The 17,014-nt window shown below is 27.5% G+C and carries 15 protein-coding genes; 11 read left to right on the top strand and 4 right to left on the bottom strand.

From position 1 onward, the window contains the following. Positions 1 to 15: 15 nt before the first annotated feature. Genes CM240_RS15180 through CM240_RS15165 form a run of 4 tightly spaced genes read left to right on the top strand, consistent with a single transcriptional unit; the run spans position 16 to position 3,781 of the window. A complete protein-coding gene (locus CM240_RS15180) occupies positions 16 to 699 on the top strand; it encodes a response regulator transcription factor (RefSeq protein ID WP_044040335.1) in 684 nt (227 codons plus the stop codon). Further along, entirely contained in the window at positions 699 to 1,943 is a 1,245-nt protein-coding gene (locus CM240_RS15175) for a sensor histidine kinase (RefSeq protein WP_051483896.1), read from the top strand. Before CM240_RS15180 ends, CM240_RS15175 begins: the two co-directional genes overlap by 1 nt. A 38-nt stretch (positions 1,944 to 1,981) precedes the next feature. Next, positions 1,982 to 2,638: a TIGR00266 family protein gene (locus tag CM240_RS15170; RefSeq protein WP_044040334.1), complete on the top strand. Its 657-nt coding sequence runs from the start codon at positions 1,982 to 1,984 to the stop codon at positions 2,636 to 2,638. Between the two features lie 60 nt (positions 2,639 to 2,698). Then, the gene (locus CM240_RS15165) at positions 2,699 to 3,781 is read left to right on the top strand and encodes a mechanosensitive ion channel family protein (RefSeq protein WP_051483895.1); all 1,083 of its coding nucleotides are present in this window, start codon (positions 2,699 to 2,701) and stop codon (positions 3,779 to 3,781) included. A 62-nt stretch (positions 3,782 to 3,843) separates the two neighbouring features. Here the strand turns inward: CM240_RS15165 and CM240_RS17025 are convergent, their stop codons facing one another. Then, positions 3,844 to 4,755 carry a 4Fe-4S double cluster binding domain-containing protein gene (locus tag CM240_RS17025; protein ID WP_051483894.1) on the bottom strand — a complete coding sequence of 304 codons (912 nt, stop codon included), beginning with the start codon at positions 4,753 to 4,755 and terminating at the stop codon, positions 3,844 to 3,846. A 207-nt stretch (positions 4,756 to 4,962) separates the two neighbouring features. Between CM240_RS17025 and CM240_RS15155 the strand changes: the two genes are divergently transcribed. The 4 genes from CM240_RS15155 to CM240_RS15140 all read left to right on the top strand — a co-directional run bounded on the left by CM240_RS15155 (position 4,963) and on the right by CM240_RS15140 (position 9,153). After that, positions 4,963 to 6,186, top strand: a complete 1,224-nt coding sequence (locus CM240_RS15155) for an RtcB family protein (protein WP_044040333.1) — start codon at positions 4,963 to 4,965, stop codon at positions 6,184 to 6,186. Positions 6,187 to 6,291: 105 nt separating this feature from the next. Beyond that, positions 6,292 to 7,557 carry a WYL domain-containing protein gene (locus CM240_RS15150; protein WP_044040332.1) on the top strand — a complete coding sequence of 422 codons (1,266 nt, stop codon included), beginning with the start codon at positions 6,292 to 6,294 and terminating at the stop codon, positions 7,555 to 7,557. Further along, on the top strand, positions 7,544 to 8,518 hold the full coding sequence (locus CM240_RS15145; protein WP_044040331.1) for a WYL domain-containing protein: 975 nt from the start codon (positions 7,544 to 7,546) through the stop codon (positions 8,516 to 8,518). The genes CM240_RS15150 and CM240_RS15145 overlap by 14 nt, the downstream gene beginning before the upstream one ends. Further along, positions 8,518 to 9,153 (top strand): class I SAM-dependent DNA methyltransferase, encoded by a 636-nt coding sequence (locus CM240_RS15140; RefSeq protein ID WP_044040330.1) that lies wholly within the window; start codon positions 8,518 to 8,520, stop codon positions 9,151 to 9,153. Before CM240_RS15145 ends, CM240_RS15140 begins: the two co-directional genes overlap by 1 nt. A gap of 15 nt (positions 9,154 to 9,168) precedes the next feature. Here the strand turns inward: CM240_RS15140 and CM240_RS15135 are convergent, their stop codons facing one another. Both CM240_RS15135 and CM240_RS15130 read right to left on the bottom strand, forming a co-directional pair. Further along, on the bottom strand, positions 9,169 to 10,446 hold the full coding sequence (locus tag CM240_RS15135) for an LCP family protein (protein ID WP_044040329.1): 1,278 nt from the start codon (positions 10,444 to 10,446) through the stop codon (positions 9,169 to 9,171). A gap of 156 nt (positions 10,447 to 10,602) precedes the next feature. Then, positions 10,603 to 11,490, bottom strand: coding sequence for a DMT family transporter (locus CM240_RS15130; protein ID WP_044040328.1), 888 nt, complete (start codon positions 11,488 to 11,490; stop codon positions 10,603 to 10,605). A 134-nt stretch (positions 11,491 to 11,624) separates the two neighbouring features. Here CM240_RS15130 and CM240_RS15125 point away from each other — a divergent pair, with 134 nt between their 5' ends. Continuing rightward, a complete protein-coding gene (locus CM240_RS15125; protein WP_044040327.1) occupies positions 11,625 to 12,107 on the top strand; it encodes a flavodoxin family protein in 483 nt (160 codons plus the stop codon). A gap of 299 nt (positions 12,108 to 12,406) precedes the next feature. On the opposite strand, the gene CM240_RS17020 is transcribed toward CM240_RS15125, so the two are convergent. Continuing rightward, entirely contained in the window at positions 12,407 to 13,540 is a 1,134-nt protein-coding gene (locus CM240_RS17020) for an NAD/NADP octopine/nopaline dehydrogenase family protein (RefSeq protein ID WP_051483893.1), read from the bottom strand. A 226-nt stretch (positions 13,541 to 13,766) separates the two neighbouring features. On the opposite strand from CM240_RS17020, the gene CM240_RS17650 reads away from it, so the two are divergent. Both CM240_RS17650 and CM240_RS15115 read left to right on the top strand, forming a co-directional pair. Next, positions 13,767 to 13,919: a hypothetical protein gene (locus tag CM240_RS17650; RefSeq protein ID WP_156930620.1), complete on the top strand. Its 153-nt coding sequence runs from the start codon at positions 13,767 to 13,769 to the stop codon at positions 13,917 to 13,919. 140 nt (positions 13,920 to 14,059) lie between these two features. Beyond that, positions 14,060 to 16,816: a penicillin-binding transpeptidase domain-containing protein gene (locus CM240_RS15115; protein ID WP_044040326.1), complete on the top strand. Its 2,757-nt coding sequence runs from the start codon at positions 14,060 to 14,062 to the stop codon at positions 16,814 to 16,816. Positions 16,817 to 17,014: the final 198 nt, after the last annotated feature.

The raw sequence follows: 17,014 nt of genomic DNA, 5'->3' as shown, positions 1-17,014 counted from the left end.
ATATGGGGTGGGAAGATGAGAATTTTATTAATTGAAGATGATGAAACATTGTCAATGGGAATAGAGTATTCGTTAAAGAATGAAGGTTATGAAGTTTCTATTGCTAATAATATAGAGGAAGGAAGAAAGGCTACAAGTAATGAAATTTTTGACCTTATTCTACTAGATGTAACGTTACCAGATGGAAATGGATATGATTTTTGTAGAGAAATACGAAATAACAGTGATATACCTATTATTTTTCTAACAGCATGTGATGAAGAAGTAAATATAGTTTTAGGACTAGATCTCGGAGCAGATGATTATTTAACTAAACCAATAAGAGTAAGAGAACTTATTGCTAGAATTAATGCAGTATTTAGAAGAAAGAATGTTAAGAGAGACATTTCCGATAAAATAATTTATAAAGACTTAACGATATTGCCCTTAAAGTATGAAGTATATAAGGATAGAAATAAGGTACAATTAACTTCTGTAGAATATAAGCTTATGTTAATGATGATAGAAAATAAAGGAAATGTATTAACAAGAAAACAGCTTTTAGAAAAGCTTTGGGATGTTGAAGGAAATTTTGTAGAAGAAAAAACCCTAAATGTATATATAAAAAGATTAAGAGAGAAGTTAGGTGAAGATGATTCAATAGCATATATAGAAACTGTTAGAGGCATTGGCTATAGATGGATCGGGGATGATAATTAATGAATATTAGAAAATTATATCGAAATCCAGAGGTCAAAAAAATTACAATAAAATACCTTCTTCTACTAATAGCTGCTATTATAACTATTAGTGCTATAGCTTTTTTTATAACTAGAAATATAAATAAAAAAATTATTGAGAATAATACAATTATTATTTCAAAATTTACTGAAAAAATGGACATAGGAGATATTATAAGTGATTTACCTAAAGTACATAATAAAGAAGATTTTTCAAAAGCTAAAGAGGTAATGAAAAGTTATGGTTATGATGATGAAATGTCAAAAGATTCTAATGAGCTAATCGTATATTTTTACAAAGAAATATTTATAACATTTTCTATATTTTTTATTATCATATTTAGTATTTTATATTTCTTTTATATTAGAGAACTAAAAAGAATATATATTAATATAGATGATATCGTAAATAAAGTTTCATCAATGTCATACGGAGAGTATAAAAGTATTGAGGGTGATTTTAATGAAGGAGATATGGCAATATTAATTTCTTCATTGAATTATATGGGCGAGAGAGTGAATAATTCTATTAATTTATTAACAAAAGAAAAAGAAAATTTAAAGGATTATCTTTCAGATATTTCTCACCAATTAAAAACACCGCTGTCATCATTAATAATGTTAAATGATTTGTTAAAAGAAAATGAAGATATGCCTTATACTGATAGAATAAAATTTTTAAACAAGTGTGATGAGCAACTTAGTAGAATGGAATGGCTAATTATGAATTTACTAAAAGTAGGAAGATTGGAAGCTGGGGCAGTTGTTTTTCAAAAAGAATTAGAGCCGCTTAATGAAACAATAAATATTGCTATCTCCTCTTTAAAAGAAACTATAAAAAGTAAAAGTCAGAATCTTGTTATTACTGGAGATTTAGATTCAGAATTACTTCATGATAAAGAGTGGCTTGCAGAGGCTTTCACAAATATAATTAAAAATAGTGTTGAACATACAAAAGAAGGTGGAGAAATAAAAATTGAAGTTGTTAACGGTCCATTAATAACTAAAGTTTATATTAAAGATAACGGAAAAGGTATACCAAAGGAGATGCAAAAGAATATTTTTAAGAGGTTTTATAAAGGGGAAAACAGTAAGGATCCTAAGAGCATTGGTATAGGATTATCATTATCTAAAACTATTATAGAAGGATTAGGAGGAGAAATTAAAGTAGATAGTGAAGAAGGAAAAGGTACTACTTTTATAATTAGCTTTTTAAGAAAATAATTTATATGGTATAATATTGCAAAAAGGGGGGCGGTATTATGGAAGAAAGATTTCAATTGATGTATGGAAATACAAATAAAGTATTAAAGATTAATGCAAAAATGGGTGATAAGTATACAGTAGAAGCTGGAGCTATGGTGTCTATGAGCGATGTATTTGAAATTAAAGCTAAGACAGGCGGATTAGGTAAAACTCTAGGTAGAATGTTTTCAGGTAAATCAATGTTTATACAGCATTTTACTGCTAGGGAAGATGGAGAACTATTATTAGCACCTCAATTTCTTGGCGATATTGAAATTATTGAAATGGATGGAAGTAAAAATTATAGATTAGGTAAATCTAGCTTTCTTGCTTCAACATCAGGAATAGATGTAAAAACAAAGTCTGGGGGACTTAATGGAATGTTATCTGGTGAAGGATTAATCCAAATGGAAGTTATGGGGACAGGAACATTATTTATTAGTGCTTATGGAGCTATACATAAAAAATCCCTTTGTGCTGGTGAATCATATATCGTAGATTCAAATCATTTAGTGTTATGGGATAGTAACTTAAGATATACTACTGAACTAGCTTCAGGTTTCTTTGGGTCAATAGTTGGTGGTGAAGGATTGGTATGTAAGTTTCAAGGGCCTGGAGATATTTGGTTACAGACAAGAAATCCCGCTAATTTATTGGTGAATAGTTCAAAATAAATACTTAAGAAAAGTTGAATTGTGAAATCATTAAGATTTCTAAGGAGGATAAAAATTTTTATGAAAGATATTATTGATTTTTTAATATCCAAGACAAATATAAATATTGCAATTTCTCTTGTAGTATTAATAATGTCTTTAGTATTAAGTAGGTTTTTAGTGAAATTAGTTTTGAAAATAATATTAAAATTTCCAAGGAGATCTAGGTCAGGAATAAAGACAAAGATAGTAGCATCAATAGAAAAGCCGGCAATATTTTTCGTTTTAGTTCTTGGTGTTTTTATTGCTTTATATATTTTTCCTTATACATTTAACTACATAAAGCAAGGTATATTTAATAAAATATACATTACTATAAATATATGTTTAGTAATATGGGCATCTTATAATCTTTGTGATATTAATTCCATCATTTTAGAGAAGGCAGAAGGAATATTTAATTTCAATCTAGATAAAGGTGTTAGTGTCTTAATGTCTAGACTACTGAAACTTATAGTTGTGATAATTGGAGCTACTTTAATACTACAAACTTGGAATTATGATATAAGTGTAGTAGTAGCAAGTTTTGGTGTTTTTTCAGCAGTAATAGCATTAGCTGCAAAAGATTACCTTACTAATGTATTTAGCGGATTGATTATGATAACTGATAGGCCTTTTTCCATTGGAGATTATGTAGAAACAGAATTTGGTGTTGGCATTGTGGAAGATATATCTTTTAGAACTACGAAGATACGAAGCTTTGATAAAGCTATAATTACAGTACCAAATTCAAAGCTATCTAGTAATTCTATTACTAATTATTCAAGACGTGATTCAAGAAGAGCCTCATTTACTGTCGGAATATCTTATGAAACTAAAATTGATAAGATTAAGGTTGTAGTTGATAAAATAAGAGATATGTTATATGAAAATCAAGAGGTTGATGATGATACTATAATATGCCACTTTGATAGTTTTGGAGATAGTAGTTTAAATATATTTTTAAATTTTTATATAAATAAAAGTGAGTGGGTTGAGTATTTAGCTGAGAAAGAAAAGATAAATATTGCTATCATGAGAATATTGGAAAAAGAAGGGGTAGAAATAGCCTTTCCAAGTCAAACTATTTATCTTTCTAATCCTTCAAAAAATACTGAAATATAGATATGTTATAAAAGGTGAATTATATAAATTCACCTTTTATGCTTCTTCTATAAATTCTTTTACTAATTACTATTAGCTTGAATAATGGCATTAATATTTCTAGGTAAGGCATCACGCCAGTCAAAAAGACCTAAGTTACTTATTTTAGCTAGAAACTCTTCTGGAAAATCATCTGGGCCTTTACCGTCAAGAAGCATGGAAGTTTCTTCTTCGGTAAAAGTTATAGGACCAATTTTATCATTTATAATAGATTTATTCATAGGGCAATGTTCTTGACATCTAAGGCAATCATATAAAGTGTGATGAATATTTTTAGGAATCCAATGAGGAAAATCACCAGCACTTTCATTAATACAAGAAAGACACTTTTCATTATCAATCAAGAAAGAATCTTTTTTGATTGCTCCCGTTGGACAGTGTTTAACACAGTTTCCACACTTATCACAAAATTCGAAATGACAAACAGGTCTCCAGTGATCTTCGAAGCAAGGGATATCTGTGTAGAAGGCTATATATGACAGATTACTTCCCATACCATCAATATATGTAATATTATTTTTGCCATAGACCGCAAGTCCACTTTGCACAGCGAGTCTTTTTAATGGAATAGATTTAGTTTCTTTTAGATTATATCCCTGTAAATTAACAAAGTCTTTTATATATCTTTTTGAGCCATGAAAATCGGAACGAACTAAGCATTTTGTATTATATACTTTATTCTGATAATTTAGTTTTACATCAGCATAAAAAGGATGATGTAGTGCAACAATTATTATAGATTTTGCTATAAAATCTAATGATGGTAAATCAAAATCGTAAAGATCATTTACTATCCAGTTTTGAAATCCATTTAATTCATTGTGAGATTTAAATTCTTCTATTTCCGTTTTAAGATCTTTTAATCTTTCTATTGATACAATTTCAATTTTGTCGTTATGTTTTAGTGCTTCTTCTTTTAACATTTTAATAATCATAGAAATTCCCTTTCTTCTATTAATAATATTATTAGTCATATACAAATTCTACCATTAATTTGACTATAAAGCAAACGAATGTTCTAATTTGTTATATAGCTAATAAAACTAATTTTTAGATATTGCAAAGTTTTTGTCTGTAAAATTTATACTGGTTCTAATACAATATAACTGAAATCAATACTATTTTATAAAGGAGAATAAAAAATGTTAGAGATAAAAGGACACTATAGTAATGCATTAGTTTTTACAGATGTTATAGAAGAAGAAGCAAAAAATCAAATAAAAACATTATGTGATCAAAGTTTTGCTTATGGAAGTAAAATAAGAATAATGCCAGATACTCATGCTGGCGCAGGATGTGTCATTGGTTTTACTGCGAACTTAGGAGATAAAGTTATTCCGAATATAGTTGGTGTGGATATTGGTTGTGGTATGTTAACTGTTGAATTAGGTAAAGTTAATATTAATTTTCAACAATTAGATAAAATAATAAGAAAATATATTCCATGCGGTATTGAAGTACATCAAGGGAAAATCGCTAAATTTCCTAAACTACTATCGCTTAAATGTATTAGAGAAATTAATAAAACTCGTCGTATTGAAAGAGCTATAGGTTCTTTAGGCGGAGGGAACCATTTTATAGAAGTAAATAAAAATGATAAAGGAGACTATTTCTTAGTAATACATTCTGGAAGTAGAAATCTTGGTAAGCAAGTGGCAGAGTATTATCAATCATTAGCTATAGATTTATGCAGTGGTAAAGAAAAATATTTTAAAGAAAGAGATCAGTTAATATTAAACTATAAAGCAGAAGGAAGAAGAAATGAAATACAAGAAGCACTAAAAGAACTACAAAAAGAATATGAAGAGTTGATTCCTAAATATCCAAAAGATTTATGTTTTTTAACAGGAAAATATCGCGAAGATTATCTTCACGACATGGAAATTTGTCAAGAATATGCAACGCTAAACAGAGAGACAATGGCGAATATAATCTTAGATAAACTTTTTAATATGAAATTAAATGATTTTGAGTTCTTTCATACAGTTCATAACTATATTAATTTTAAAGATAATATTATAAGAAAAGGCAGTATATCAGCATATGATAATGAGAAGTTATTAATTCCAATTAATATGCGTGATGGAAGTATACTTTGCAAAGGAAAAGGAAATGAACAGTGGAATTATTCTGCACCTCATGGAGCTGGAAGGGTCTTTAGTAGGAAAAAGGCTAAAGAAGTATTATCACTAGAAGAGTTTAAAAAGTCAATGGAAGGTATATATACTACATCTATAAGCGAATATACTCTTGATGAAGCACCTATGGCTTATAAGTCTATAAAAGAAATTTTGAAATATCTTGAAGAAACCGTTAAAGAAATTGAAATAATAAAGCCTGTTTATAATTTTAAAGCAAGTAAATAGTTTATATGTGTTGTTTAACAAGAAATTCTATAAAATATCGCAATTATTGTATAATTATTCTAATGGGTTAATATGTATTTCATAGAAGAAAAAGAGGAGAATTATATGTTTAGCGATTTTATAAAACATTATGATAATATAAGAGTTATTCTTAGAAGTATTTTTTTATATGGATGCTTTTCTTTAGAGAGACTTGAAGAAAAGACGACTTTAAGCACTAGGAAGATAAGTTATGAATTAAGAAGAATAAGACAATATATAGAAAAAGATTTTATAAAAACAGATATGGATGGAAGAAATAAGCTTTTAAATTTGAGCTATGATCCTATAACTAATAATAAAAATTTTTTGGTAAGTACATATTATAATAAAAGCTTTACTAAAACATCTCTGCTACTATATTTTTACATATTATTAGTTGTTGATGAAAATAAAAAATCCTTAAATGATATAGAAAATAACCTAAGTTCATATTGGAGTATTGATGATATCTCAAGTAAAACTATAGAAAGAAAATTAAAAGAGATGTCAAATGAATTGGATATTATCAAGATGGAAAAGGTAGGAAGAACATATTTTTATTCCATTAAAGATGATATATTAAAAGATTTTTCGAATGATGAGTTAGAAAAATTGTATTATACTATAAGTTTATATAAAAATGTAAAAATGCCTATTGTAGCTGGATATTACGTAGAGGACACCTTAAAAAGATATATAGTTCAGGAAAGAAAACTTGATTTGGATTTTAAAGAAGTGTTTCAATATAAAAACCTTCATTTTCATCCTATCATAGAAGAAGAAATATTATGGATTATCATTAAAGCTATAAATGAAGGTTTCGGAATAAAGTACAAGTCTACAATAAGAAGAAGAAATACTGATAAGGAAGAAATATTGTACCCCTATAAAATACGATATGATACAAAACAAGGACGCTTGTATGTAATATCTTTTAATAGTAAAAAAAGATGTATAAATACTAGAATGGATAGAATAAAGGACCTAAAGGTAGTTAAAGGAGAATATAATATAATTAATAAGGAAGAGTTATACAAAAAAACTATGGATAAAAGTTGGTCTGCAGTTCCAAATAATAGAGATGGATATTATGAAAAACTACGATTTGTGGTAAACGTAGAAAATGAAGAAAAATATATATTAAGAAAGATAAAAAGTGAACTTAAAAATTATAAAATGGAAGTTATTGAAGGAAAGTATTATTTTAATTTAGAAGTTAATGATTCATGGGAGATGATACCTTGGTTTCGAGAATATTGTGGATATATTACTATATTAGAACCTAAGTGGCTTAAAAAAAAGATTGAATTCGATTGGGTAGAGGTATTAAAAAATTATGGAGTTATTTGAAGAAAGTAAAAATAGATATTTTTCCTTAATAACTGAAATATTAAATTTATCAGTCTCAGGATTAGAAGAAAATAAAATAATTCAGATTATTAATGATGGGGAATATGAAGAGAAGGTTATAGGTAAAAATCAACAGTCATTCGAAGGATTAATACTGAATCAATATGATAATACTGATAATTTTAATTTATTAGAAAAGAAAGAAGATAAATATTATTCAGTAGGAGGAAAAGTTCCGATACGGTTTACAAAAGTTGAAAAAATATGGATAAGAGAGATGTTAAAGGATAGTAATTGTAGAGAATTGTTAGGAGAAGAGTTAGCAATAAAACTAGACAAAGAGTTGAACATCAATGAAGAAATTGATATCTCGTCTATTATTGAAAGAACTAACTTAGAAGATAAATATGAAAGCAAATTTCCTATTGAGAATTTTAATATATTACTAGAAGCTATAAGAGACGACAAAGAAATAATATATGATAATAAAGACTATAAAAATGAAAGGGCTGTGCCTCTTAAAATAGAATATGATATAAGAAGTGATGTGTTAAGAACGTCAATGTATTATATTGACGAAGAAAGATTAGTTCTTGTTAATCTTTCTTCAATGTCTAATATTAAAGTAACAAATGATAAAAAATGCAAATTAGAAAAAGATGAAATATACAAACAATTAAGAGAAAATAAACGTTGCAAAGAACCAATTGTTTTTCAAGTTAAAGATAAGAGACAAGCAATGGAGAGATGTTTTATGACGTTTTCATCCTTTGAAAGAACTAGCAAGATAATCAAAGATAATGTATATGAAATTACGTTATATTACTATACATTTCAAGAAGAAGAAATTATACGGAAAATACTAAGTTTAGGATCTTATATTACAGTATTAGAACCAACTAATATTAAAGAAAAAATTATTAAAAGAGTAAAGAAAGCTATTGAGAGGGAGGTAAAGTAATGTATTTTGATTATGTTGCAAAGGAATGGGACACCCCTAGAAGAATTGAGAGAGCAAAGATAATTTCAAAAGAGATATCACGAAGTATAGACAATATTGAAATAAAATCTGCAATGGAGTTTGGATGCGGAACAGGACTTATATCATTAAATTTAGTAAATAAGTTTAAAAATATCACACTTATAGATAATTCAGAAGAAATGATTCAAATAGTTAATAAGAAAATTAGTGAATGTGATTTTCAAAATATAAAATCAATATGTGATAATATCACTGATATGAAAATCAATGATACATATGATGTTATTTATAGTTCAATGTCGTTACATCATATAGTTAATGTTAAAAAAGTATTAAATAAGCTATATTATTCTTTAAATAGTGATGGAGTACTTTGTATTGTAGATTTAAATGAAGAAAATGGAAGATTTCATAAAAATGAAGAAGATTTTAATGGTCATAATGGATTTAATCAGCAATGGCTTAAAGAAGTTGTTGAAGAAGTAGGTTTTAAAAGTGTTAAATCACGTACATTTTACAATGGAAGAAAAAATATAGATGGAGAAGAAGTTCCATATTCCTTATTTATTTTATCAGCTTTAAAAGAAGATAGAGGTTATTTAATAGAGGTATAAATGTTTATACCTCTATTAATCACTGAAATCTCTACCAATAATTATAGTAATATCGTTATTGTAATTGTCCTCTGTATATATATTATCTATATCAATTTCATCACATAGGGAATCTAGATTAGATATTGAACTATTGCTACTTACAATAATAGAACTTTTATTAACTAATGATGCTCCTGTTTCTGTAGTGATATTATCATAAGTATATCCATATTGATTTACTAGTTTTTCTCTTAATTTACCTGCTAATCCATCTTTACCACTTGAATTTCTAATTGTTACATATAGATCACTTCTATCTTCTATATCTTCGTTATTTCCACTATTTAGCATATTAATAATATCTCTATTTTCACTGGCATTATATACAAAATAATCAGTTCCATTAACATTTTTTGTTGATCCCTTTAATGTTTCCGAAGTCAAATTATCATTACCTGATTTTAATATAGATAGAGTATAAGCAAGAATTTTATTAGCAGGTAGATCAGTTTTTATATAACGGCATCCCTTACTAATAAGTGACGGTGTTTTAATTATCCCTAATGGAGATGATAATTCATTTATAAGAGCACTAATAAAATAACGTTGATTTTCGATACGTCCCAAATCACTTCCATCAGTTTCACTTTCTACACCATCATCATTCTTTCTCCAACGAACAAATTTTAATGCATCTTCACCATTTAAATGATATTCTTTACCTTTTTCAAAATCTATTTCTAAGTTATCCACAGGGTCATGATACTTCATATTATAAATAGGAACAATATCTACTCCACCTATTGCATCAATTATTTCAGAGAATCCATTGTAATCAATGGATACATAATAATTAATACTATTAATTCCAAAAAAATTCTTTACCGCATTAATTAAATTATCACGAGCAGTATCAATATCATAAGCAAGCTGAGAATCATAATGTACTTCTGTCAATTTCGCTGTTCTTCCAATTACTTTTGGTTCGTAAGTATCTTGGCTAATCATCGTATCTCTTGGTAAAGAAACTAAAGTTGTATCCTTTGTTTCTGGATCATAATGCATTATCATAATTGTATCAGTTCTACTAGCAGGAGAACCTGGTACATTATCCATTCCATAAAGTAGAATATTTACTGGATCTCTTAATGCTACATTATCTGTAGCAGTTGTTTCGTTACCGTTATTTAAAGATGATAATGTGATATAAATCCAAATACAACCAATTAAAATTAATATCAATAATAAAAGAAAAACTCTTTTAAAAACTCTTTTAAATTTTTTGACTTTATTATTATTTTTTTTATTCATTAAATCACCGCCGTTTGTAATAAATAGAAAGGATAATTAACTATATTTATTATAATACACTAAATAAATAGTAAAAACATAAAAACTATGTCAAAGCTATAAGATAATGAGTAACTAAAAGCTTTTAGTTACTCATTACATAAAATTTATATCTTTTTATAATATTTTATTTTTATTGGGAAGTTGTGCTAAGATTATAGCAATAAACACTAAAATACATCCTATAAGTTCTTTTAAAGATAAAGATTCGCCAAGTATAAACCATCCTGATATTACGGCAAAAACTGATTCTAGACTAAGTAATAAAGAGGCTACAGTTGGATCAGTATTTTTTTGAGCAACAACTTGAAGAGTATAGGCTACACCACAGGAAAGTACTCCAGCATATAAAATTGGTGCCCATGCTAATAATATTGAAGCTAGTGTAGGACTTTCAAAGATAGCCATTGGGAATACAGAAATAATTCCAGCTACAAAAAACTGTATACAAGACATCTTAACACCATTTACTTTTGGTGAAAAATAATCTATAAGTAAAATATGTATAGCAAAGAAGAAAGCACAAAAAAGTACTAAAAGATCACCTTTTCCTATTGAGAAATTTTCTGTTATACACAAAAGATATAGTCCAATCAATGAGATAAATACACTTAACCAAATTTTTAAAGATACTTTTTTCTTAAAAAGAATTCCAAGAAGCGGAACTAGCACTATATAAAGAGCAGTAATAAAACCAGCTTTGCCTACAGAAGTAAAAGAGATACCAAATTGTTGAAAAGTGCTACCTATAAATAAAGCAATACCACATAAAATACCGCCTAGAATTAATTGTTTATTGTTGTTTTTTGTTTTAGATTCTTTTTTAACTTTGTCCATAACGAGAATTATAGGAATAAGCACAATACCACCTATAATGCATCTAATAGCATTGAAGGTAAACGGACCAATATAATCCATACCTACACTTTGAGCTACAAAGGAACTACCCCATATTAATGCAGTTAAAATAAGCATTAAGTTTCCATAAAATCTTTTGTTTTTCATAAAAATCCTCCTACAGTAACAATAACTATTTCCCATTATAATATAATATTTACAAAATATTAAGATAAAAGAAAAAATATTATTAATCAATGATATAATTATTTCTATAAAAATAAAATTGGGGAGGTGAAGATATGAAAATATCTATATTGTATTTTACCAAGTATGGAAAAACTAAAGAGATGGCAGAAATAGTAGCATTAGGTATGAAAAAAATAAAAGATATAGAGGTAGGAGTTTTTGATATAAATAATATCGATGATAATTTTCTAAAAGAAAGTAAAGCTGTAGTTTTTGGAACACCAACATACTATGCTAATACATGTTGGCAAATGAAAAAATGGTTTGATGAATCAAGAGACTATAATTTAGAAGGAAAAATAGGCGTAGTCTTTGCTACTGCTGACTATATTCAAGGTGGCGCTGCCACAGCAATGTTAACAATTATTAATCATTTAATGGTGAAAGGAATGCTTGTCTATTCTGGTGGATCAGCTCTTGGACAACCTTTTATGCATTTAGGACCAGTAGCCACTAAAGAAAATTATGAAGATAGTAAAGAAATGTTTGAAATTTTTGGTGAGCGTATTGCTAATAAAGTAAGAGATTTATTTTAAAGTATAGTAATATTGTATATTATTAAGACTATCTTTATAAAATTAATTAGCTTTGTTAAATAGTATATCCAAGAGATAATGAAAGTTAAACTTTCATTATCATATTTAATATAACACCGCATAGTTGTTATATGAAAATATCAAATTTCATTTTTTTATCTTAAACTATTTCTGCTGTCTACATGACTACAATATTTTCCTACAGGGGAAAATTAACATTAATTATGAATTGCGCTTTGTGAATTGTGAATTATATAAATATAAATTTATATAATTCAATGCCACAGCACCATCTTCTTCTATATAGTTTTATAGTAATTAATTAAATCCTGTTTAGTATTTATTCCTTTGCTTTGAGGTATTATTAAATGTTTTGCATCTTTTCCTATTAATTTACCATCTAATAAATATTCTTTTCCTAGAAGTTCTTGTGCCCATAAAATCAACTTATCAACTGTAGGTGTTTTAACTCTACAAAGCTCTGCAAATGCCTTTATTATACATAATCCAAATTCTATATCTTCTATAAAGTATCTAGAATTTAAATCTGGTATAAATCCGTTTTGTGATTCTACCATTGGAGTTCTTATACCTTGAAATCCAGGTGCCGTCCTTATTTTATTAGTCAATTCTGAAGGTGTTTCTATGTTGTACCTAGATTTTATTCTTTCAAAATCTTTTGCATTAAAATCATTAAATTCATTCAGTGATTTAAATATTTCTTTAAGTTCTTCATCTAATTGTAACAAAGTTGAGGATGCTAAATCATTCCATTCTTCATAAAACAAAGAGTGATTTTCATATATTTTTCCTTCTTTATGATCTTCAAAAAGTTCATATAATCTCGAAGGATGCATAGTTGGATTTGAAGGAGATAGTGTTATTGCTAAATAGCTTTCTATAGGTATACAAGGTATATCTATTAATCCAGTCAGTAAGTTACATATAGAGTCACATTTATCGTGTGGTATTGAACTAATCTTCATAAATTCATTTTTTTGTTTTAGGGAAACAACTTCTCCGTATATTTCTAGTCTTGTAATTGAAGGTACTCTTTGTGATCCAAAGAATGTACATTCTTTTTCTATTAATTCATCAATATAGTACTCTTTCCCGCCAAATCCAGGAATAGATCCAACTATAGCACCTTTCTTTACATTTTTACTTACTTCTTTTAAAGTCTTTTCCATCATAAAAGAAGGATGTGTGATTAAAACTAAATCTGCATCTTCTACTACTTCTTTCATACTTTCTGAAATGCAATGAATTTTAACAGCATGTTCAATACATTTTTCTTCTTCAATTAAGATAATTTCTTCTTTAAATGCATCAACTTTTGAAGTATGTAACCATACTTTACAATTTTCTTTACGCGATATATATGTAGCCAAATAAGTTCCTATATTTCCAGCACCGATAACACCAATATTCATTATTATTCCTCCTCTAAAAAGTTACTTTTATTATATCTTCTGTATAAAGTAAATGATTATTCCCTAAAGTTAAATTTTAAATGAATATATATAGTAAATTAAAACAAGTTTTTTAAACTTTAAATATAATTCATATATTATACAATCTCTAAAGAAGATTATGTAATATATGAAAAATATGATATTATTTATATAAGATTATATAATTTTTATAGGGGTGATCCTTATGATGATTTTCTTAGCATTATTTACATTAATTATTGATATATTATTAATTATAGATGGTAGTAAACATAATATTAAATGGGAACGAAATCTTGGAATTATATTGTTTGGTATTTTAATATTTTCTAATATATTGGATTTCATTGGATTTTAATATTGTCATTATAAAAAGAATGTATAATTATACATTCTTTTTTTGTTTACAAAAAATGATAAAGAATTATATTCTATTAATTACATATTATTGTTATAATAATATTGTTGTAAGAAAAACTACTATAAGGAGAAGTTAAAGTGAAAAATAGTTATAGAATAAGAAATGATAATTATGGACACAAATTCAGAAAATCTATAACACGATATGGAGCATTAAAAATTTCTGTAATAATAATATGTGGATATATAGGATTTGGACTTATAAATCTACAAGTTAGAAATCACACATATTATAGCGAAAGTGCTAAAAGTGGTTCTCATAGATTAGTAGAGGAACAAGCCCCAAGAGGCAATATTATTTCAAAAGATGGTGAAATATTAGCTTATGACAAGCAAATGTTCGCTCTCACTTTTACAGAAGCAGAAGAAAGTACAGATAAATTCTATGAGACTATGGAAAAGGTTATAAAGATATTAAAAGAAAACAATTTAGACATAGATGACGATTTTCCTATAAAACTTAATGGAGACAATTATGAATTTCAATTTAATGCTGTTGATGAAGAAGGACGTAAACTTCAAGAAAGACAATTCAAAATTGATATAAGTTTGATGGATTCCTTATCACAAAAAAAGTATCAAAAAGATTATTCAAAATTGAATGATAAAGAAACAAAAAAGATTATAAAAGAAGCTGAAAAATATACAGCAAAAGATACATATGATTTTTTAACGTCAAAAGATATGTATGATGTACCGACAGGGGTATATTCAAAAGAAGATGAAAGAAGAATGGTCGTAGTAAAGTATGCAATAAAGTTGCAAAGTTATTCAGGATATAAGCCAGTTACAATTGCATCAAGTTTAGATAGGGATGTTGCATTTGTATTTGAACAGCAATTAGAATCTATGCCTGGTATAAATATTGAAACAAAACCCCAAAGATGTTATCCATTTAATAAAATAGGAGCAGCATTTATTGGTTATGTTTCAAAAGTAAATGATGACGAAAAAAATGAAGAAAAAGGATATGATGCAAGTACTGACATAAAAGGTTCATCTGGTATAGAAGAAGCTTTTGAAGATAGACTTAGAGGTTCTAAAGGTGCAACGATTGTAGAAGTAAATAGGTTTGGTAGACCTATATCGGAGTTAGCTAAAAGAGAATCCTATCAAGGTCAAAATGTTCATTTAACAGTGGACTGGAAAGTTCAACAAGCAGCTGAAAAGGCTTTAGAAGAGAATATGAAAAAGCCAAGATACAATACAACTACTCATAAGAGTACTCAACCGGATAGAGGTGCTGTAGTAGCACTTAATGCAAAGACTGGAGAAGTTATTGCCATGGTATCTCAGCCAACTTTTGATCCTAATGATTTTGCTGAAGTAAATGGATTAAGTACGGAGAAATATAATGAGTATTATGGCTTTACTAATGAATTCTATGAAAATTTTGTAAAGGAAAAAGGATGGTCAGGAAAAACTATAGTTACTAGTGACCCTAGTAACAGCTTGAATGGTAAGACATATCTTGATGGACTTTTTCCTATGAATGAAAATGGACAAAGAGAAGATTTAAAAGACATGATTGCAAAACCAATGGTTAATTATGCAACACAATCTTTAATACCTCCTGGGTCAACTTTTAAGACTTTTACTGCTTATGCTGGTTTGAATGAAGGAGTAATTAATGAAACTAATACTATAAAAGATGCAGGTTTTTATGATGATGGAGATGGATTTAATAGGCCATTCCCTGAAGATGGATATCTAGGGAATATGAATATTACCAGTGCTTTAGCTAAATCTTCTAATGCTTATTTTATGGAAACTTCAAAACGTCTTTATACAAAATATAAGGATGTAGAAAAAACTAAAAGTAGCGATGAATTTAAGATTAATTATACCGAAAATGGTATCGCTGCTTATGCATGGAGATTTGGAATTGGAGCAGATCCTGAAGATGATAATGCTATTACTTCAACTGGTATTGAGATAAGTGAAAACTTTGGCCAAGTATATAACCATTATTCTGCTGCAGAAAGTCAAGCACCGCTTATTTATATCAACATAGTAAATAGGCTAAAAGAAGGAAAATATACTGAAGGAAAATATAGCTATACATATCCATATTTTAATTTATCGCTTCAATCAGATGATTTAAGTGAAGAAGTTAAAAAATTAAGACAAGAGGCTAGGGATGTTATACTTGGACAAATTAAAACCGGAAACTTTGATGAAGATGTTTTAATTAAACTATTTAAAAAGATAAATGCTAATGATCCTCTATATAAAGGAAGAACTATATCTAACTCTGAGTATACATCTTTGATGGATTTTATGAAGGGACAAATTATTTCAAATGGATATACCCAAATAACAGCAAAATTTAACTCATATAACGCTGCGATTGGACAAGGTCTTACAAATGTAACACCTTTGGAATTAGCATCAGCTTATGCTACTTATGCCAATGGCGGAACAAGATATAAAGTTCATTTACTTGATAAGATAACAGATGCTGATGGAAATGTGGTATTTGAACAACAACCAGAAATTTTGGATGAAGTTGATCTTGATAAATCGATTATGAAAACAATAAATGAAGGACTTAAACAGGTTATTAGTGGAAATGCTGAATTAAATTCAATATTCAGTAACTTAGGAGTAACTGTTGCTGGTAAAACAGGTACAGCTACTTTTGACAATGATCAAGCAAGTTATGATAGAGAAGCATATGGATGGTTAGCAACTTTTGCACCTGCAGATGATCCTGAAATAGTTGTAGTATCTGTTGTATTTAATGGTCACTTTGGTAAAGAAAATGGATCAATTAACTATGCTGTTATGGATGCATATTTTAATGGGAATAAAAACGATGGAGAAGGAAACTAGGTGGATGAAATAGCGTCTCTATAATTAAAATAAAATTTATAAATTAAGTATTTCAACATATGTTAATGATTGTTTTAATAATATTAATTAATATATAGGCTGTTGTGCTACTATTAGCACAACAGCCTTATTTGTTAAAAAACTTATATTTCAATAATAATTATAAAGTTAATTAGCAATAATATAAGTATTATTATT

Source organism: Clostridium bornimense (assembly GCF_000577895.1).
Lineage (GTDB): Bacteria > Bacillota > Clostridia > Clostridiales > Clostridiaceae > Clostridium_AN > Clostridium_AN bornimense.
This window is presented reverse-complemented; position numbering and strand designations above follow the sequence as displayed.

Excerpts from the sequence above, each read along its gene's own strand:
- CM240_RS15150 (WP_044040332.1), top strand. The coding sequence starts at position 6,292 with ATGTTTAGCGATTTTATAAAACATTATGATAATATAAGAGTTATTCTT.
- CM240_RS17020 (WP_051483893.1), bottom strand. The coding sequence starts at position 13,540 with ATGAATATTGGTGTTATCGGTGCTGGAAATATAGGAACTTATTTGGCT.
- CM240_RS15135 (WP_044040329.1), bottom strand. The coding sequence starts at position 10,446 with ATGAATAAAAAAAATAATAATAAAGTCAAAAAATTTAAAAGAGTTTTT.
- CM240_RS17650 (WP_156930620.1), top strand. The coding sequence starts at position 13,767 with ATGATGATTTTCTTAGCATTATTTACATTAATTATTGATATATTATTA.
- CM240_RS15140 (WP_044040330.1), top strand. The coding sequence starts at position 8,518 with ATGTATTTTGATTATGTTGCAAAGGAATGGGACACCCCTAGAAGAATT.
- CM240_RS15145 (WP_044040331.1), top strand. The coding sequence starts at position 7,544 with ATGGAGTTATTTGAAGAAAGTAAAAATAGATATTTTTCCTTAATAACT.
- CM240_RS15125 (WP_044040327.1), top strand. The coding sequence starts at position 11,625 with ATGAAAATATCTATATTGTATTTTACCAAGTATGGAAAAACTAAAGAG.
- CM240_RS15175 (WP_051483896.1), top strand. The coding sequence starts at position 699 with ATGAATATTAGAAAATTATATCGAAATCCAGAGGTCAAAAAAATTACA.
- CM240_RS17025 (WP_051483894.1), bottom strand. The coding sequence starts at position 4,755 with ATGATTATTAAAATGTTAAAAGAAGAAGCACTAAAACATAACGACAAA.
- CM240_RS15180 (WP_044040335.1), top strand. The coding sequence starts at position 16 with ATGAGAATTTTATTAATTGAAGATGATGAAACATTGTCAATGGGAATA.
- CM240_RS15130 (WP_044040328.1), bottom strand. The coding sequence starts at position 11,490 with ATGAAAAACAAAAGATTTTATGGAAACTTAATGCTTATTTTAACTGCA.
- CM240_RS15165 (WP_051483895.1), top strand. The coding sequence starts at position 2,699 with ATGAAAGATATTATTGATTTTTTAATATCCAAGACAAATATAAATATT.
- CM240_RS15155 (WP_044040333.1), top strand. The coding sequence starts at position 4,963 with ATGTTAGAGATAAAAGGACACTATAGTAATGCATTAGTTTTTACAGAT.
- CM240_RS15170 (WP_044040334.1), top strand. The coding sequence starts at position 1,982 with ATGGAAGAAAGATTTCAATTGATGTATGGAAATACAAATAAAGTATTA.